Origin of the sequence: Streptomyces sp. SudanB25_2051, from assembly GCF_964272635.1 — a bacterium.
GTDB lineage: Bacteria > Actinomycetota > Actinomycetes > Streptomycetales > Streptomycetaceae > Streptomyces.
In genome coordinates, this window is record NZ_OZ186787.1 from 2,566,755 (window position 1) to 2,582,628 (window position 15,874).

General features: G+C 73.2%; 13 protein-coding genes and 1 tRNA gene. 8 read left to right on the plus strand and 6 right to left on the minus strand.

From position 1 onward, the window contains the following. Nucleotides 1–224: 224 nt before the first annotated feature. The 3 genes from ACSUPT_RS11310 to ACSUPT_RS11320 form a co-directional block, all read right to left on the minus strand. Complete coding sequence (locus ACSUPT_RS11310) at nt 225–794, minus strand: phospholipase (RefSeq protein WP_351965290.1); 570 nt, start codon at nt 792–794, stop codon at nt 225–227. Between the two features lie 245 nt (nt 795–1,039). Next, nucleotides 1,040–1,252: a hypothetical protein gene (locus tag ACSUPT_RS11315; RefSeq protein WP_436944174.1), complete on the minus strand. Its 213-nt coding sequence runs from the start codon at nt 1,250–1,252 to the stop codon at nt 1,040–1,042. Beyond that, nucleotides 1,249–1,608 carry a DUF6415 family natural product biosynthesis protein gene (locus tag ACSUPT_RS11320; protein WP_436944175.1) on the minus strand — a complete coding sequence of 120 codons (360 nt, stop codon included), beginning with the start codon at nt 1,606–1,608 and terminating at the stop codon, nt 1,249–1,251. Before ACSUPT_RS11320 ends, ACSUPT_RS11315 begins: the two co-directional genes overlap by 4 nt. Nucleotides 1,609–1,768: 160 nt before the next feature. Here ACSUPT_RS11320 and ACSUPT_RS11325 point away from each other — a divergent pair, with 160 nt between their 5' ends. From ACSUPT_RS11325 to ACSUPT_RS11340, 4 genes are all read left to right on the plus strand, one after another. Then, entirely contained in the window at nt 1,769–3,109 is a 1,341-nt protein-coding gene (locus ACSUPT_RS11325) for a hypothetical protein (RefSeq protein ID WP_436944176.1), read from the plus strand. Nucleotides 3,110–3,478: 369 nt separating this feature from the next. Beyond that, nucleotides 3,479–3,895 (plus strand): hypothetical protein, encoded by a 417-nt coding sequence (locus ACSUPT_RS11330; protein ID WP_351965285.1) that lies wholly within the window; start codon nt 3,479–3,481, stop codon nt 3,893–3,895. Between the two features lie 17 nt (nt 3,896–3,912). Then, complete coding sequence (locus tag ACSUPT_RS11335) at nt 3,913–6,171, plus strand: hypothetical protein (protein WP_436944177.1); 2,259 nt, start codon at nt 3,913–3,915, stop codon at nt 6,169–6,171. A gap of 149 nt (nt 6,172–6,320) precedes the next feature. Further along, nucleotides 6,321–6,857 (plus strand): hypothetical protein, encoded by a 537-nt coding sequence (locus ACSUPT_RS11340; protein ID WP_351965283.1) that lies wholly within the window; start codon nt 6,321–6,323, stop codon nt 6,855–6,857. A gap of 63 nt (nt 6,858–6,920) precedes the next feature. Here the strand turns inward: ACSUPT_RS11340 and ACSUPT_RS11345 are convergent, their stop codons facing one another. Then, nucleotides 6,921–9,836, minus strand: coding sequence for an SUKH-4 family immunity protein (locus ACSUPT_RS11345; protein WP_436944178.1), 2,916 nt, complete (start codon nt 9,834–9,836; stop codon nt 6,921–6,923). Nucleotides 9,837–9,850: 14 nt separating this feature from the next. Then, nucleotides 9,851–10,834, minus strand: a complete 984-nt coding sequence (locus ACSUPT_RS11350) for an HNH endonuclease (RefSeq protein ID WP_351965281.1) — start codon at nt 10,832–10,834, stop codon at nt 9,851–9,853. Nucleotides 10,835–11,065: 231 nt separating this feature from the next. Here ACSUPT_RS11350 and ACSUPT_RS11355 point away from each other — a divergent pair, with 231 nt between their 5' ends. After that, entirely contained in the window at nt 11,066–11,605 is a 540-nt protein-coding gene (locus ACSUPT_RS11355) for a YwqJ-related putative deaminase (RefSeq protein WP_436944179.1), read from the plus strand. Between the two features lie 11 nt (nt 11,606–11,616). Beyond that, a complete protein-coding gene (locus tag ACSUPT_RS11360) occupies nt 11,617–12,105 on the plus strand; it encodes an SUKH-3 domain-containing protein (protein ID WP_404147575.1) in 489 nt (162 codons plus the stop codon). A gap of 529 nt (nt 12,106–12,634) precedes the next feature. On the opposite strand, the gene ACSUPT_RS11365 is transcribed toward ACSUPT_RS11360, so the two are convergent. Beyond that, entirely contained in the window at nt 12,635–14,002 is a 1,368-nt protein-coding gene (locus ACSUPT_RS11365; RefSeq protein ID WP_436944180.1) for a sensor histidine kinase, read from the minus strand. 125 nt (nt 14,003–14,127) lie between these two features. Here ACSUPT_RS11365 and ACSUPT_RS11370 point away from each other — a divergent pair. Together ACSUPT_RS11370 and glmU are read left to right on the plus strand one after the other, a co-directional pair. Beyond that, nucleotides 14,128–14,200 (plus strand) — tRNA-Gln (locus ACSUPT_RS11370). 119 nt (nt 14,201–14,319) lie between these two features. Further along, a complete protein-coding gene (glmU, locus tag ACSUPT_RS11375) occupies nt 14,320–15,765 on the plus strand; it encodes a bifunctional UDP-N-acetylglucosamine diphosphorylase/glucosamine-1-phosphate N-acetyltransferase GlmU (protein WP_351965277.1) in 1,446 nt (481 codons plus the stop codon). Nucleotides 15,766–15,874 lie beyond the last annotated feature (109 nt).

Sequence of the window (15,874 nt, forward strand, 5' to 3'; positions counted from 1 at the left end):
CATGCGCCGCCCGTGCCGCGCGACTCCGCCCCCGCACGTCCCACGGTCGGGGCGCCCCGACCGCCCACGGCCGGGGCGCCCCGGCCCCGGCGCGGTCCGGGCAACAGGAACGCCCCGTGGCACCCGCCGGAAGACGGTCACCACGGGGCGCCGCGCACCTGGCGGACGGCCGGGCAGCGGGGAGGGGAGGCCGGCCCGCGACCGCCCCGCCCCGCGCCGTCCCGTCAGCCCAGGGCGCGCACGGCGGCGTAGTACTTGTCCGCCGTCTTGAGGCAGGCGGCCTTCGCCTTCTTCCGGCCGGCCGGGGTCAGCGGGTCGGCCCAGAAGCGGGCGTTGCAGACCTGCTTCATGTCCTGGAGGAACACGTCGTCGATCCGCTTCTTGTGCTGGCTGCGGAATTTCGAGACGCCGACGAGGCTCTTGTAGTTCCGGTATCCGAAGTCATGCCGGTGGCATGGGAACGTGAAATCGTAACCGCCCGGAATCTTCTCCGGGGCCTTCGAGCAGCCGTCGGTCGACCAGTTGAACTTGTACGGGTTCTTCCCCTGCCGGTACTGGCCGAGGCCGGCGTACCAGGCGTTGAGGGAGGTCTGCCCCTTGACGGTCAGCTTGCCCAGCCGCTTGATGCGGTCCGGCTTGCTGACCATGGGGGCCTTGCCCGCCATGGCGGTGGCGGTGGGCCCGGTCACGGCCTTCCCGCTCACCGGCGTCGCGGCGACGGCCGGGGCCAGCGACGTGAGGCCGATGACACCCGCGAGCACAGCGCCGCCGAAGGCGCTTCGCGCTTTATTCACTTGAACTCTTCCCCGTGCACAATTGTGTGGCGGCCGCATTCCCCTGCGGCCGGGAAGAACACTACGACAGCGCAGGGCACTCGTAAAGCGAAAAGAATGAGCTCGGCGCACCCGGGAGGAAAGCTCAAGAAAGGCTCAAGGAATCTGGAATTCCGCGGCGCAATAAAGGGGGATATGCGGGAACCGTTCCTCCGCCGGGTCCCCACCCCCGTGAGGGACCCCGCGAAGAAGCGGCCCCCCTCTGCCTACCAGCCCCACCCCGACGCCCCCAACCGGTTTTCGTCGCGCAGCGGCGGCAGCGGTACGAGGGTCAGCGCGCGGGCCCGCCACGAGGCGTCCACGTAGACCCCGCTCAGCGGGTACCAGCCGCCCCGGTCGGGCGGCCCGGTGACGGTGGCGACCTTCATGCGGGCCGTGTCGACCACCCGGGCGCCGGGCGTGAGCGACGCGGGGCTCACCGTACGACTCCGGTGCCCTCGGAGCCGTACCGGAGGATCATGCGCACGCCCATGGCGAGGAGGCGCAGGTTCGCGGCGGGGTCGTGCACGGGGTCCTCGGCGACGGCCCGCGCGTGCGCGATCCCTCGCACGGCGATGTCCCGCTCCCGCCCGTCGGCCAGCCCTCGCGCCCGCCCCTCGGCGCCCGGGGCGCGGCCCCGGATGTACCCCCGCAACCGCTCCCGCACCCCGTCGGCCAGGTCCCCGGTGGGTCGTGCGGAGGCGAGCAGGAGCGCGAGCTCCACGTCGTCGGCGATCTGGCAGGCGCTCGACGGTGGAGGCGCGTCCGGCGCGTGAGAGACCTGTGTATTCGTCATGTACGTCCCCGGTGGAATAGGCGTGAGGAACCGGCAGGGGGGCGGCGCCCTCGGCCATCACCCCGTGCGGCTGACATTCATCCAACGCGGGTACGGCCCCAAGGAGAACCGGGCACTCTGGAGGTCCGGTTGAACGGGTTGAACGCTCGGGGGTTCGGCGATGGCGGTACGGACACGCACACCCAACGAGGCGCTGGCGCGGCTGATGGCCGAGGCCGGCATCGGCAACGAACAGCTCGCCCGCAAGGTGAACGCGGCGGGCACGGAACTCGGGCTGCGGCTGCGATACGACAAGTCCGCCGTCTCCCACTGGCTGAAGGGAAGCGTGCCGAAGGTGGAGGCGCGCCCCGCCGTGGCGGAGGCGCTGGGGCGACTGCTGGGCCGCCCGGTCACGACTGCCGAGCTGGGCTGGGGCGCGAGCGCGTGGCCCGGCACGGAACCCGATGTCGCGACGGGGGTGATGGAGCTGAGCCTGGCCGACATGGACCCGTCACGGCGGGGTGTGCTCGGGGCCGGGTTGTACAGCGCGACCTTGCTGGTGCCGGGGTTTTGGGAGCTGGTGGGGCGGGCCGAGGCGGTGCGGGCGGGGAGGGCCGTGCGGATCGGGGGCGGCGACGTGGCGACCGTGCGGCGTATGACGGACAAGGTCGCGGAGATCCTGGACGAGATCGGCGCCGGGCACGCCCGGCCCATGGCCGCCGCGTTCCTGGCCAACACGGTCGGCCCGTACCTGCGGGCGTCCGGCCCCGAGCGCGTACGGCGCGACATGCGCGCCGCGGCGGCCGACCTGGTCTATCTGACCGGCTGGATGGCCATGTACGAGGAGCGGCAGGGCCTCGGGCAGCGGTACTACCTCAAGGCGCTGCGGCTGGCGGGCGAGGCGGAGGACCACGTCACGTACTGCCGGACCCTGCGCGGCATGAGCCTCCAGGCGTCGCACCTCGGGTACGGGCCGAGGGCGCTGGAGCTGGCCGACGGGGCCGCCGCCGCGGCGCCTTCGGCGGGGCCGCGGCTCGTGGCGTTCCTGCGCGGCCAGCAGGCGCACGCCTCCGCGATGGTGGGCGACCGGCGCGGCGCGCTGGCCCGCCTGGGCGAGACGGAGGCGGCGCTGGCCAAGGCGGACAACCGGCGGGACGCGGTCGGCGGCTACGACGAGGCGGCGTACTTCTTCCACGAGGCGCACGTCAGGTGGTGCCTGGGCGACGGTGAGGGCTCGGTCAGGAGCCTGCGCCGCTCCAACGCGGCCCGCGCCGGGGAGGAGCGGGAGGGGCGCCTGCACTGCCTGGGCGTGATCGCGGAACGGCAGTTCCGGATGCGGCACGTGGAGGCGGCGTGCGGGACGTGGCACACGTTCCTGGACGCGTACCTGGGCCTGACGTCCGCGCGGGGCGACGCCCACCTGGCGACGCTTCTGCGGGCCCTGCCCCCGTACCGCACGCTGCCCGCCGCCCGCCACCTGGAGGAACGCGCCCGAGAGGTGGCCGCGCTGAAGGCGGCGTGAGCGGCCTGGTGCCGTGGCGCGCGATCGCCCACGCGCGGCGCGCCCGCCCGTAAGCTCCGGTCGGGTACGGCGAGTTCGGTTGCAGCAGGTGTGTCGAGGCCGTCGAGAAGTCGCTTCGCTGAACGGCAGGCTCGAAGCAAGCCAGCAGGTCGACCCGCACGCGACCACGCCTGGCCCCACCGCTGAGGGGCGCGGTCACTGTCGCGCGCACCATCGCCCAGCAGCGCCCGAGCGGGACCTTCCGGCCCACGTCTCGGCAACTCGCCGTGATCCGGCCACCCTTGGGGCCCGACCACACCCCGGCGATACGTTGGCGTGATAGGGACGTGACGGACAGCAACCACGCCGAGAAGCAACCTGGGGGCGCCGATGGCATGGGACGAGTGGGAACAGGCGAAGAAGGACGCGACCACCCGCATGCGGCTCAACCAACTGCCGCCTGACGCGCAGGGGCCGGCCGTGAGCCCGGATCTCGTCGTCCACGACAAGGTCCTCGGCGCCATCGGCGACATGGCGCGGGAACTCCGCGACCGGGTCTCCCGCGACGGCGACCACGCCCGCGCGGCCACCGCCGAGGCCGCGTCCGAACTGACCGCAGACGGTCTCGACCTGGGCGGCGCCATGAGCGCGGTGCACGACGCGTGGACCACCAAGCTGGCCACGCTGAAGGACGCGTGCGCGCACATCTCCAACCACCTGGACTACTCGCGGGCGGTCCATGCCAAGGACGACCAGAAGGTCGCGGCCGACATGCCCGTGTCCCGCATCTGGGACGCGATCAAGTAAGGGAGCAGCGTCGGACGATGGTCAATCTGCAGGAGCTTCAGGATCTGCGCCTGGGGAAACTGGGCACGGCGGTCAGCCATTGGGAGCAGACGGTCCGCAAACTCACGGCACTCGCTCACGGCGACGACGGCGGCGTGAACGCAGCGGACTTCGCCGCCAAGGCGCGGGCGGCGGACTGGAAGGGTGACAACGCCACCGTCACCAAGGCGTTCACGACGAAGACCGCCGCCCAGTTCACCGACATCCTCACCGAGGCCCGCAGCATCCACGCAGTGCTCCGCGACGCCCACACGGCGCTGGCCGGGCAGCAGCGAGCGCTCAAGGCAGCTGTCGACCGCTGGCGCGGGGAGAAAATCCATTTCGACATTCAAGGCCGGGCACACGGGGTGGCACGGCACGCCGACAACTCGTCGTCAGTCGAGCCCGTGCCGCCGGAGCGCCTCCAGGCGGCCGCGACTGAGATCGCCGCCATTCTCGAGGCCGCATCGGAGGCCGACCGGATCGCCAGCCGCGCACTGTACCGCCATGCCCGAAGCACTCATGACTTCGACGAGACGGGTTACCGCAGCCTCAAGGATGCCGACAGGGTGCAGGGCCTCGCCGACCTGAAGGCCGCTCTCCAGCTCGCCGCCAAGGGTCCTGAGATGACCGACGCCGAGCTGAAGCGGTTCAACACGCTGATCCGCCAGCACCGTGACAATCCGGCCTTCGCGGAGAACTTCGCGACTCGCCTGGGGTCCGTAGGCTCTCTGGAACTCTGGCGTGACCTCGCCGGCGGGCCGCATCGGGGACCTCGTCCAGGCAACGCACGCGCGGACCTCCTGGCAGACACACAGAAATTCCTCGGCACCACTCTCGCCACCGCCAGCCACGGCACCTCACCGGCGATGGCCTCATGGAAGAGTGGCGTCATCGCCGCGGGCGATGACCGTTTGGGGGCCTACGGCCCCTATGGCTTCCAGGTGACCAGCGCCCTGATGCGCCACGGCACCTGGGACACGCGCTTCCTCACCTCGTACGGCACCAAGATCATCGAGTTCGAGCGTTCCAATCCCGGGCACGGCGGCACGAAGAACCTGTGGAACCTTTCCCCGCAGCAGCAGCTCGACTACCCGAGGAACGCCTCCCCGCTCACTGCCGGCGACCCGATGCACGGGTTCCTTCAGGCGCTCTCGCGAAACCCCGAGGCGTCGCTCGACTTCTTCCATGGAGAGACGGGCGGCAGGAACGGCTTGCACCTGATCTCCAATTTCGACTACCTGGTGGACAAGTCGCCTGAAAGCGAACTTCCCCGCGTCTGGCCGACCGACTTCAACGGAAAGACACCCGGCTACGAATACTTGGGCCACGCGCTTGAAGCCGCGACACTCGGATATCCACACGACGCGGCGAACCCACAGGCGCCGACTCTCGGCACCTCTCAGGACGCAAAGGAACGAGAGTCCCGCCTCACCTTGATGGACCGCCTGGTCGGGTACTACGGGTCCTCGGACACCATCGACGCCCAAGACGGCATCCGACCGAGCCTGGCGCGCATGGCAGCCGGACACATCGACAGCCTGAACTACTCGGTGGCGAACTTCGGCGGCAGTGGAGAGCCGAGCGGACGTGACGAGGTCTACGAGAAGGACCGCTACCACCTCAAGGACTTCGACCGCGGCGCCAGCCGTTCCTTCCTGCGCGCCCTGGCGTCTGACCCGGATGCCTACGAGACGATGTCCGCCGCACAGCAGTTGTACGCCACCAGCATGATGGCCTCAACGGGTGACGCCACCGAAGCGGCGCTCATCGGCACGCAAAGCGTCTACATGCACGGGGCTCTTGATGAAGCCCGATCCGAGGCGATCGGCAAGGAGTTTGCCGATGACGCCGAAAGGCAGAACCTCGAACTGCAGAAACAGGCCGCGTGGCGCAGTTACGTCACCTCTGCGGTGGTCGGGGCCGGGGTGGGGGTGGGCACGGCTCTGGTTACCGGCACGGGCATCGGCGCCATCCTCGTCCCGGTCGCCATCGAGACCATAGGCGGCGCCGTGGAGACACAAATGGAGACGCAAATGATGGACTGGCTGCAGGCGAACCAGTATGACAACAGCGCAAAAGCCATCGAGAGCCTGGACGATGCGCGCACCGCTGGTGAAAATCGAGCCATGATTCCGCTGTTGGCCTGGGCCGAATCGGAGGGACTCACCAAGCAGGAGGTCAACAGCCTCAGCAGGACCGCGGAAACAGAGTATGGGAATGGTAGGGACTTCACCGACACGGACAACAAGAAGTGACATCCATGCGCAGGATTGTCGTGGCGACATTGCTAGCGCTGAGCCTGAGCGGGTGCGCCAGACCCGTCCCGGCTGACCCCATCGCTGAATCCCGGTCCAGATGCGAGGAGTCGCTGGGCGGCTCCGCGATGACGTGGCTGGAGCGTCGGGTGAGCACGTTGAGCTTCGGGTTCAGCCGCGGCATCGACGGGACGCGAGAGTGGATCTCCAAGGACATGCGCGCCTGGAAGCCCGGCGTGGCGTACCCCTGGACCGATACGGGGTCGGTCTCCATGTGCGACATGGGCGGCCCAGGACAAGGTGACCACTACACCGTCGAGTACCGAGCCTACGGCGAGACGCTCGACATGGTTCGCGCGCCGGGGGGATACGGGCATGGCTCCCTGGTGCGGGTGAACGACGATGTCGTCCTCACCGCCTTGCTGAGGCCGCCCATCGTCAGCGGTGCCGGTGACATCGGAACCGGAACGTACCGGGTGTATGTGGCGTGCCAGGTCCCAGGAGCCCACCCTGGACAGATCGAAGGCACCCCACTTGAGGGCACGTTGGACGACACCCTGACCAATGAGGCCAGCGCCCGCGTCCACTACACCCACCTGCTGCACTCCACGCGGCTCCTGGTGAAGGCTCTCGGGTGCACCAACAAGCCCGTGGTGCCGGCGGAGCCGCCGGCCTCCGTGAAGTGAGCGCCCCAGTGAAGTGAACGGGGCCCCGGCGCCATCAGTGCGCCGGGGCCCCGTTTCAGGCCGTCACAGCAGGCCGTCCCACATCTGTTCGAGGAGGACCGACCACCAGCTCTCCGGGGACGCCAGGGCCGCCGGGTCCAGCATGGCCAGCTGGGCCTGGAAGTCGACCGTCCAGCGGCCCGCCTGCTCCGGCGTCAGGCCGAAGCGCAGGCGCCACATGCGGCCCAGCAGCGCCAGGCAGCGGGTGAACTCCGGCAGGCCCGTGTTCACGAACTGCGGGGCCACCGACTGGCCGCCGGGGCCCGCCTCCACCGGGACCGCGACGATGTGCGCGGTGCCGTACTGGACGCAGATCGCCCGGCCGAAGTCGGAGCCCAGGACCAGGTACGAGCCCGCGTCCGGGGCCGGCTGCACCTGGCGCTGCATGGCCAGTTCGGCCAGCGTCGGGACGACCGGCTGCGCGGGCTGCGCCCAGAAGAACGGCCCGAAGTCGCCCGGCAGGCCCGCCCACACGAGGGTGCGCGCGACCAGTTCCGGTACGCCCTGCCGGGACACGGCCCGCTGGTCGAACCGGCAGATGCCGTGCGGCCCGAACGCACCCGCCAGCTCCTGCGCGATGCCCTCCGGCGGGATCGGCGGCGCCGCCTGCACCGGCGGCAGCGGAGCCCGTACCGGCGCGGGCCGCGCGGGGCCGTCCGCCACCTGGTGCAGTTCGCCCTGGTGCGCGATCAGCTGCCGCATGCCCTGCTGGCGGCTCGCGTGGTCCCGTCCGTACGGCGCGATCGACGTGATGCGCGCCTGCGGCCAGGTCTCCCGGATCATCCGGGCGCAGTACCCGCCGGGCAGCTCGCACGACGCCAGTTCCGTGTGCAGCTCCAGCACCTGCTGCGGCGGCACGTTGAGGGCGCGCAGCTCGTGCAGGATCTGCCACTCGGGGTGCGGGGTGCCCGGCGCGGAACGCCGGATGATCTGCGCCTCCGAGCCGTCCGGCGCCCGGTAGCGCAGCACCACCTGGTAGCCGGGCCCGACCGTGGGCAGGCCGCCGGGCTGCTGCGGATAGCCGTACGCGGGCACACCGGGCGGCGGTACGGCGCCCGGCGGCGGTACGGCCCCCGGCGGCATCGCACCGGGCACCGCGCCCGGCGGCGGCACCGCACCGGGCGGCGGCGTCGCCCCGTGGGGCGGTACGGCTCCGGGCACGCCCGGCGGTCCGGGCGGCGCGGGCGGGCCGCCCGGACCCGGGTGGGCCAGCATCGTCGCCGCGTGGTGGACCCCGCCGGGCGGCGTCCCTCCGGGCGCGCCGGGCGCGGGCGGCGGCGCGGGCACCCCGGCTCCGCCCGGCGCACCGGGCGGTCCGGGCGGCGCGGGCGGACCACCCGGACCCGGGTGGGCCAGCATCGTCTGCGCCATGTCCACGCTGCCGCTCCCGCCGGGCGGCGTCGCACCGGGCGGCGCGGGCGGTCCGGGAGGTCCAGGCGGTCCGGGAGGTCCGGGGGGTCCGGGCGGCGGCGGCACACCGGGCCCGCCGGGACCCGGATGCGCCAGCATCGTCTGCGCCATGTCCACACTGCCGCTCCCGCCCGGCGGCGGGGTCGGCGCGCCGGGCGGCTTCGGCCCGTCGGGACCGAGCTGCGCGACGAGTTGCGTCGGCACATATCCGCCCGCGGGCGCGCCGGGCGCACCGGGGCCCGAGGCGGGCGGCGGGGTGGGCGTACCGGCGGGCGGGCGGGCGCCCGGCGTGCCCGGCGCACCGGGCGGCGGCGGGGTCGTCGGGCCGCCCCCGCGCGTACCGCCCGCGGGCGTGCCGCCGCCCGGCGCGCGCGGCGGCGCGGGCGCCTTGGCCGTCGCGGCGTCCGCGATGCCGGCGGCGTCCAGGTCGACGGCGGGCGCGATCGCGGTGCGCGGCAGCTGACTGCCGCCCTGGATCAGCGCGGTGGGCGCGTCGGCCGGTACCGCGGGCGGCGGAGTGTCGTCGTCGTCCGCGCCCGACAGCGGCGGCGCGAACACGGTCGCCGGAAGCGGCACGGAGACGTCGTCGGCCGCGTCGCCGGAGGCGCTCGTGTCGTTCCAGGCCGAGGGCGGCGGGGTGGCGTGCGCCGTGGACGCGGGTGTGACGGGCACACCGTCCTGCGCGGTCGGCTCGTGCTCCGGTGCCGCGTCGGGGGCGGCGTCCTGTACGTCTCCGCCGGCCGGGGCGGCGTCACGGGGCGCCGGACCTGCCTCCTGGGTACGGGGAGTTGACGGGTTGTCGGCGTGCGCCCCCGCGTCCGACGGCGGCGCGAACGGCGGCGGTGTCGCGCCCGGCGCATCGTCCGACGGCGGCGAGAAAGGCGGCGGGGTCGCACCCGGCGCGTCCTGCGCGGGCGGCGCGAAGGGCGGCGGGGTCGCGCCCGGCGCGTCGTCCGACGGCGGCGAGAAAGGCAGCGGGGTCCCGCCCGGCGCGTCCTGCGCGGGCGGCGCGAAGGGCGGCGGGGTCGCGCCCGGTGCCGGTCCCCCGGCCGTCGCTCCCGCATCCCCCGCAACGCCCGCACCGGAGCCGGAGCCGGTGCCGGTGCCGGAGTCCGTACCGGCCCCCTGCTCCGCGTCGCCGCCCCGGCGGTCCGGGACGCCCATGCGGTCGGCGGCGTCCTGGAGCCACTCGGGCGGGGTCAGCAGGAACGACGTCTGGTTCAGGTCGATGCGCTCCGGCTCGCGGGGCGGCGGGACCTGGGCCCCGGCCGCGGTGCCGTACTCCTCCTCGTACCGCCGGATCACCTCGCCGACCGGCAGCGCGGGCCACAGCGTCGCCTCGCCGCTGTCGCGGGCGATGACCAGCCGCTGGCCGCCCCCGTCGGACGACGGGCCGTCGGGGCGGTCCTCCGCCCAGACGACGAAGCCCAGCTCGAACTCCCGCACCCGCACCTCCCGGTGCTGGTACGGCGGCACATCGCCGTTGATCCACTCCTCGGCGCGCTCCTGCGCCTGCGCGAACGTCACCATCGGACCGTCACCCGTCACCCTTCACCCGTGACGGGGACGGCGCGCGCGAAGCCGCCGTCCACCATCAGGTTCGCCACCGTCTCCAGCTCGGGCGGGCTGCCCGCCAGCCGCCGCAGGAACTCGTCGAAGTCCTCGCCGCACGGCAGCAGCAGCCGCTCCATGCGCTCCTCGATCGCCGACCCGTCGCCGTCCCGCGCGTCGTCGTACGGGCAGAACCACACCGACCCGGCCCCGGCGCCGCGCACCTTCACCGCGACCAGGCCGCCCTGGACGAACGCGACGCCCAGGTAGTCCTTGGTCAGATGGTCGCGCAGGCACTTGTTGACGTACACGAGGTCGTTGAGGCCCGCCTCGTCGCGGACCGTGAAGAACGGCTGGTCCACCAGGAGTCCCAGCTCCGCGTCGAGGGCGACGCCGACCGGGGCGCAGCCGCCCGCCGCCTTGAGGAAGGAGCGGTACGCGCCGGGCAGCCGGTAGCCGAGGTCCTCCTCGACGCCCTGCAGCTGGGTCTCCGTCACCGACACGGCGCCGCGCGGCAGACCGAAGTGGGCGGGGCGGGTCTCCTGGAGGGGACGCGTGCCGCGCTTGCCCTGGTCGACCGCCGCCGTGGCGAGCCCGCCGTGGTGCCGCAGCAGGGCCTTCACCTCGACGGGGACCAGCTCCATCCGGCGGGTGCGCGGGACGTGGTGCCAGGTCCAGCCGTGCGGGGTCGCGACGGCGGGCAGCGTCTCCCACAGGGGGTGGCCGTCGGCCTTGAGCGCGGCGTTCGCGGAGACGTAGTCGGTCAGCCGCAGCTCGTCGACGCCGAAGCCCTCGGGGGGTTCGGCGATCTCGGCGGCGGCGCGCGCGTACGGGGAGAAGTCCGGGAAGCCGTCGGCGTCCACCCGCACCCCTCTGGGGTGGCGGGCGGCCCGGACGGGGTCCGGGAAGTGCACGACCTGCCCGGCGTATGCCGCGTTCGGCGGCGCGGCTTGATGCCCGAGCCGACCTGTCGTCATGGCGGTTGCCCCCTGGCTGCTGCTGGCTGGTTCAGCACAGCCTATGCGGTGGGTCCAGAGGGCGGACCGGGCCTCCGCGGCGGTCACGAAGCGTCACGTGCGGGTGACGCGAGAGCGATCCCGCGACACACCGATGGGCCGATTCAGCGACCTCGTTTCCCATCTCCTCACCCATTTGGCAGTCTGTCCACGCAACTGGGGGGATTGCACAGAGGGGAAACAGTACGCACCATGCACACAGCGCAACCAGGAACACCACCCGCCGCCCCCACAACCGGGCCCGGCGGCGGGGACCCGCGCCTCTCGTGGAGCGCCACCGCCCCGGACCGCGCGCCCGTGCTGCGCCACCGCAGGGACGGCATCCTGCCGACGGTCGGCGCGGCGCTGTCGGTACGCGGCGAGACCCTCACGTGCACGGCGGCGCGGGGCAACCAGCCGCCCGTGCTGCACCCCCTCGTGCAGGACTTCCTGGACACCCTCACCAGCGGGCAGCGGGAACGGTTCACCGGCCGCTGCCCGGAGGCGATCCTGCTGTCGCGGCATCTGACCGCCGCGGAGAACAGCCGGTCCAAGCGGGCCCGGCGCAAGCCGCTGACGGCCGGTGAGGCCAAGCGGTCCCTGAAGAACGCGAAGATCACGGCGCGCAGGATCCGTGAGGACGGCGACCCGCTGCACGGCAGCTACGCCGCGCCGTGCCGGTCCTGCGCGGCGCTCCTCGCGCACTTCGGTGTACGTTCCGTCGATCCGACCTCGTCCCACCAGAACGGCTGACCGCACCCGCCATGCCCGATCTCGACACCACCCGTTTCTCCGTCGCCGTGGACGCCGCCCTGCGCGAGGCGGGCTGGCAGCCGGGCCGCTGGGACATACAGCGCGCCGAGCGGTGGGCCGACGCCCTGCGGGCGCACGTGTCCCCGGCGGGGCACCGGCACAGCGTGTTCCCGGCGGCGGTCGAGGTGTGGGCCGAGTTCGGCGGGCTGCGGATCGTGCCGCCCGGGCAGGGCCGCCAGATCGCGCCGAGCCCGCTGCTGATGGACCCGCTGGGCGGACTGCACCTGGCGCGGAGCCTGTCCGACCTGGGGCGGGCGCTGGAGACGGAGCTCGCGCCGCTGGGGGTCGAGGGGGATGAGCGGGGGGTGCTCGCGATCGACGTGGAGGGGCGGGTGTACGGGCTCGATCATGCGGGGGACTGGTATGTGGGGGCGGACATCGATGCGGCGCTGACGGCGCTGATCACCGGCACCCACCCCACGCGCCTCACCAACCCCTGAGGGCCCCGCCCCTGCACCCCCGGCCCATCCGGTGCGGGCCCACCCCGCGGACCCGGCCCACCCTGACGCCCGGTCCCGTGGGCGTTGCCCACTCCTGATGTCCAGGCCCTTGTGCGTACCTCTCACCCGGTGCGGGCCCAGCCCGTGATGCGCCCCCGTTGGGGCGGAGGCAACGCACGACCAGTTGCGGGCCAGCCCCATCCCGTTGTGGGCAGACGTTCCTCCCCCGAGGACTTCGTCCAGGGGGTACCCCCAGGGGCGATGGGGGTACCCCCTGCTCGAGCGAAGCCGAGAGCTTGGGGGAGGGTGGGCACGACGGGGTGCCCCGCCCGGGAGGGTGCGCACCGGTGCGGCAGGCGCAGGAAGCGGCACCCGCCAGGTCCGCTGTGCCCACCCGTTCCGCCCCCTGGGCGGACCGGCTGCCCACAGCGGAGGCGGCCCGCATCAGGGGCGTCGGGGCACCCCGGTACAGAAGCTCGGGCTCAAGGGGTTACCGGGGGCTCGGGGTTGGCCCGGTACGAGAGGGGGGTCAGTTCGGGGTGGGGAGGACCGCGCTGACGCGGAACCCGCCCTCCTCCGTCGGCCCCGACACGAACACCCCGCCCAGCCCGGTCACCCGCTCCCGCATCCCCACCAGCCCGTTGCCACCGCTCGGCAGGTCCGCGTCGGTCGCGGCCGCGTCGGAGGGGCCGTTCTCGACCTGCATGGCCACCTCCGCCTCCCGGTGCGCCAGCCGGACCACGACCTTCGCGCCGGCCGCGTGCTTGTGCACGTTCGTCAGCGCCTCCTGCACCACCCGGTACGCGGTCTGCTCCACCTGCGGGGCGTACGGGCGCGCCTCCCCCTGGACCCGCAGTTCGACGACCGTGCCCGCCGCGCGGGACTGCTCGACCAGCTCCTCGATCCCGGCCAGCCCCGGCCCGTCCTCCGGTGCGCCCGCCGACCGGTCCGCGCCCGCGGCCGAAGCCGCCGCTGCCGCCGCCCGGCCGACCGCCGCGAGCGGCTCACCCGCCGGCCCGCGCGCCCCGGACGCCCCCGGCCCGCCGGACGCGGTGGACGCGCCGGGCGCCGGGTCCGCGCGCAGCACGCCCAGCATCTCCCGCAGCTCCGTCAGCGCCTGCCGCCCCATCTCCCCCACCAGCGCGGCGTTCCGCACCGCCTTCTGCGGGTCCTTCAGGGCGACCGCCTGGAGCGCCGCCGCGTGCACCACCATGAGGCTCACCCGGTGGGCGACCACGTCGTGCATCTCGCGCGCGATACGGGTCCGCTCCTCCGTGCGGGCCAGCTGGGCGCGCTGCTCCGCCTGGTCGGCGAGGAGCGACAGCTCCTGCTCCAGGGAGTCGGCGCGCTCGCGCAAGCTCTCCATCAGCCGGCGCCGCGCCCCTATATAGAGCCCGAGCAGCACGGGCGGCGCGGTCATCCCGACCGACATGAAGACCGACAGGAGCGGCACGTACCAGGAGCCCGGATCGAGCTCGGCCTCCGCGATGTCCTGCCGCAGCCGCACCATCGTGATCAGGAACACCCCGACCAGCGACATCCCGGCCAGCACGGCGGTGATCCGGCGCGGCACCTCGGACGCCGCGAGCGTGTACAGGCCGACGATGGTCAGCAGATAGCCCATCTCGGCCGGGGTGACGGCGATGGCGACGAGGACGACGGCGATCGGCCAGCGCCGCCGTACGACGAGGACCGAGCCGGCCAGCAGCCCGAACACCACCCCCACCGGTGCCGGCAGGTGCGCGGTGTCGGCGAAGCCGACGCCCTCCGCGGCGCATTCCAGGGCCGAGACGGCCCCCAGTGCGATGTCCAGCGCGGCTCCGCGCCGCCTCTCCCACCACCCGAATCCCCGGGCGGTCATGCCCGCGGCGTCCTGGTGTGCCCCCGTTGTGGTCATGCATCCCAGCCTACGGGCGGGCCCCCGCCCCGCACCGGGCACCGTCGCACGGAGGCCGTCGCGTACGGCATAGTGTTGCGTGCCGGTCCGGCGACCCGTCCCCGCGTACGGAACAGCCGGACTGATCCCCCATGGTGTAATCAGGCAGCACTGCGGGTTTTGGTCCCGTATGTTCAGGTTCGAATCCTGATGGGGGAGCCGCCCACCCCACCTCTCGTACGGGTCCCGCCCTCCTCGGTCGGGACCCGCGCTCGTTTCCGCTCCGATACCCCCCGGTATCCTGCGGGTGTCCACCACCCGAAGCCGAAGGGCCACCCGTGAGCGCCAACCCCCCGGCCGCAGTCATCGTCCTCGCCGCGGGTGAGGGCACCCGCATGAAGTCCAAGACCCCGAAGGTCCTGCACGAGATCTGCGGCCGCTCCCTCGTCGGACACGTCGTCTCCGCCGCGCGCGAGCTGAACCCCGAGCACCTGTGCGTCGTCGTGGGCCACGCCCGCGAGCAGGTCGCCGCGCACCTCCAGGAGCACTACGCCGGCACCCGCACCGCCGTGCAGTACGAGCAGAACGGCACCGGCCACGCCGTGCGCATGGCGCTGGAGGAGCTGGGCGGCGTCGACGGCACCGTCGTCGTCGTGTGCGGCGACACCCCGCTGCTGTCCGGGCGGACGCTGGGCGCCCTCGCCGCGACGCACTCCGCCGACGGCAACGCCGTGACCGTGCTGACCGCCGAGGTCCCGGACGCGACGGGCTACGGCCGGATCGTGCGCGACCCGGAGACGGGCGCCGTCACCGCGATCGTGGAGCACAAGGACGCCACCGAGGAGCAGCGGGCCGTCCGCGAGATCAACTCCGGTGTGTTCGCGTTCGACGGGCGGCTCCTCGCGGACGCCCTCGCCCAGGTCCGCACCGACAACAGCCAGGGCGAGGAGTACCTCACCGACGTGCTGGGCATCCTGCGCGAGGCCGGGCACCGCGTCGGCGCGTCCGTCGCGGACGACCACCGCGAGATCCTCGGCATCAACAACCGCGTCCAGCTCTCCGAGGCCCGCGCGCTGCTCAACCGGCGCCTGCTGGAGCGCGCCATGGCCGACGGCGTGACGGTGATCGACCCGGCGTCCGTGCAGGTCGACGTCACCGTGACGTTCGAGCGGGACGCGGTGGTCCACCCGGGTACGCAGCTGCTGGGCGCCACCCACGTCGCGGAGGACGCCGAGGTCGGCCCGAACACCCGCCTGAAGGACACCAAGGTCGGCCGGGGCGCCCGGGTGGACAACACCGTCGCGGACGGCGCCGAGGTCGGCGAGGGCGCCTCCGTGGGCCCGTACGCCTACCTCCGCCCCGGCACGCGGCTCGGCGTCAAGAGCAAGATCGGCACGTACGTCGAGACGAAGAACGCCACGATCGGCGAGGGCACCAAGGTCCCCCACCTGTCGTACGTGGGCGACGCCACCATCGGCGAGTACACGAACATCGGCGCCGCGAGCGTCTTCGTGAACTACGACGGCGAGAAGAAGCACCACACGACCATCGGGTCCCACTGCAAGACCGGGTCCGACAACATGTTTGTGGCTCCTGTCACGGTCGGGGACGGCGCCTACACGGCCGCCGGCTCCGTGATCACCAAGGACGTGCCGGCCGGCGCGCTGGCCGTGGCCCGTGGTCAGCAGCGGAATATCGAGGGCTGGGTCGCCCGGAAGCGGCCCGGCAGCGCCGCCGCCCAGGCCGCTTCGGCGGCCTCGGAGGGGACCGGCGGCGAAGGCTGACCGAAAACACGTACGTCGTACTGGGCGTACCGTGATACGTGCACACAAATTCGGCTGGTTCGCGGCACCACGGGACACGCGGCCAGAGAACACGTCTGAGGAGACAGTG

Coding starts and splice junctions, on each gene's coding strand:
- ACSUPT_RS11320 (WP_436944175.1), bottom strand. CDS start 1,608: ATGACGAATACACAGGTCTCTCACGCGCCGGACGCGCCTCCACCGTCG.
- ACSUPT_RS11325 (WP_436944176.1), top strand. CDS start 1,769: ATGGCGGTACGGACACGCACACCCAACGAGGCGCTGGCGCGGCTGATG.
- ACSUPT_RS11330 (WP_351965285.1), top strand. CDS start 3,479: ATGGCATGGGACGAGTGGGAACAGGCGAAGAAGGACGCGACCACCCGC.
- ACSUPT_RS11335 (WP_436944177.1), top strand. CDS start 3,913: ATGGTCAATCTGCAGGAGCTTCAGGATCTGCGCCTGGGGAAACTGGGC.
- ACSUPT_RS11345 (WP_436944178.1), bottom strand. CDS start 9,836: ATGGTGACGTTCGCGCAGGCGCAGGAGCGCGCCGAGGAGTGGATCAAC.
- ACSUPT_RS11350 (WP_351965281.1), bottom strand. CDS start 10,834: ATGACGACAGGTCGGCTCGGGCATCAAGCCGCGCCGCCGAACGCGGCA.
- ACSUPT_RS11355 (WP_436944179.1), top strand. CDS start 11,066: ATGCACACAGCGCAACCAGGAACACCACCCGCCGCCCCCACAACCGGG.
- ACSUPT_RS11360 (WP_404147575.1), top strand. CDS start 11,617: ATGCCCGATCTCGACACCACCCGTTTCTCCGTCGCCGTGGACGCCGCC.
- ACSUPT_RS11365 (WP_436944180.1), bottom strand. CDS start 14,002: ATGACCACAACGGGGGCACACCAGGACGCCGCGGGCATGACCGCCCGG.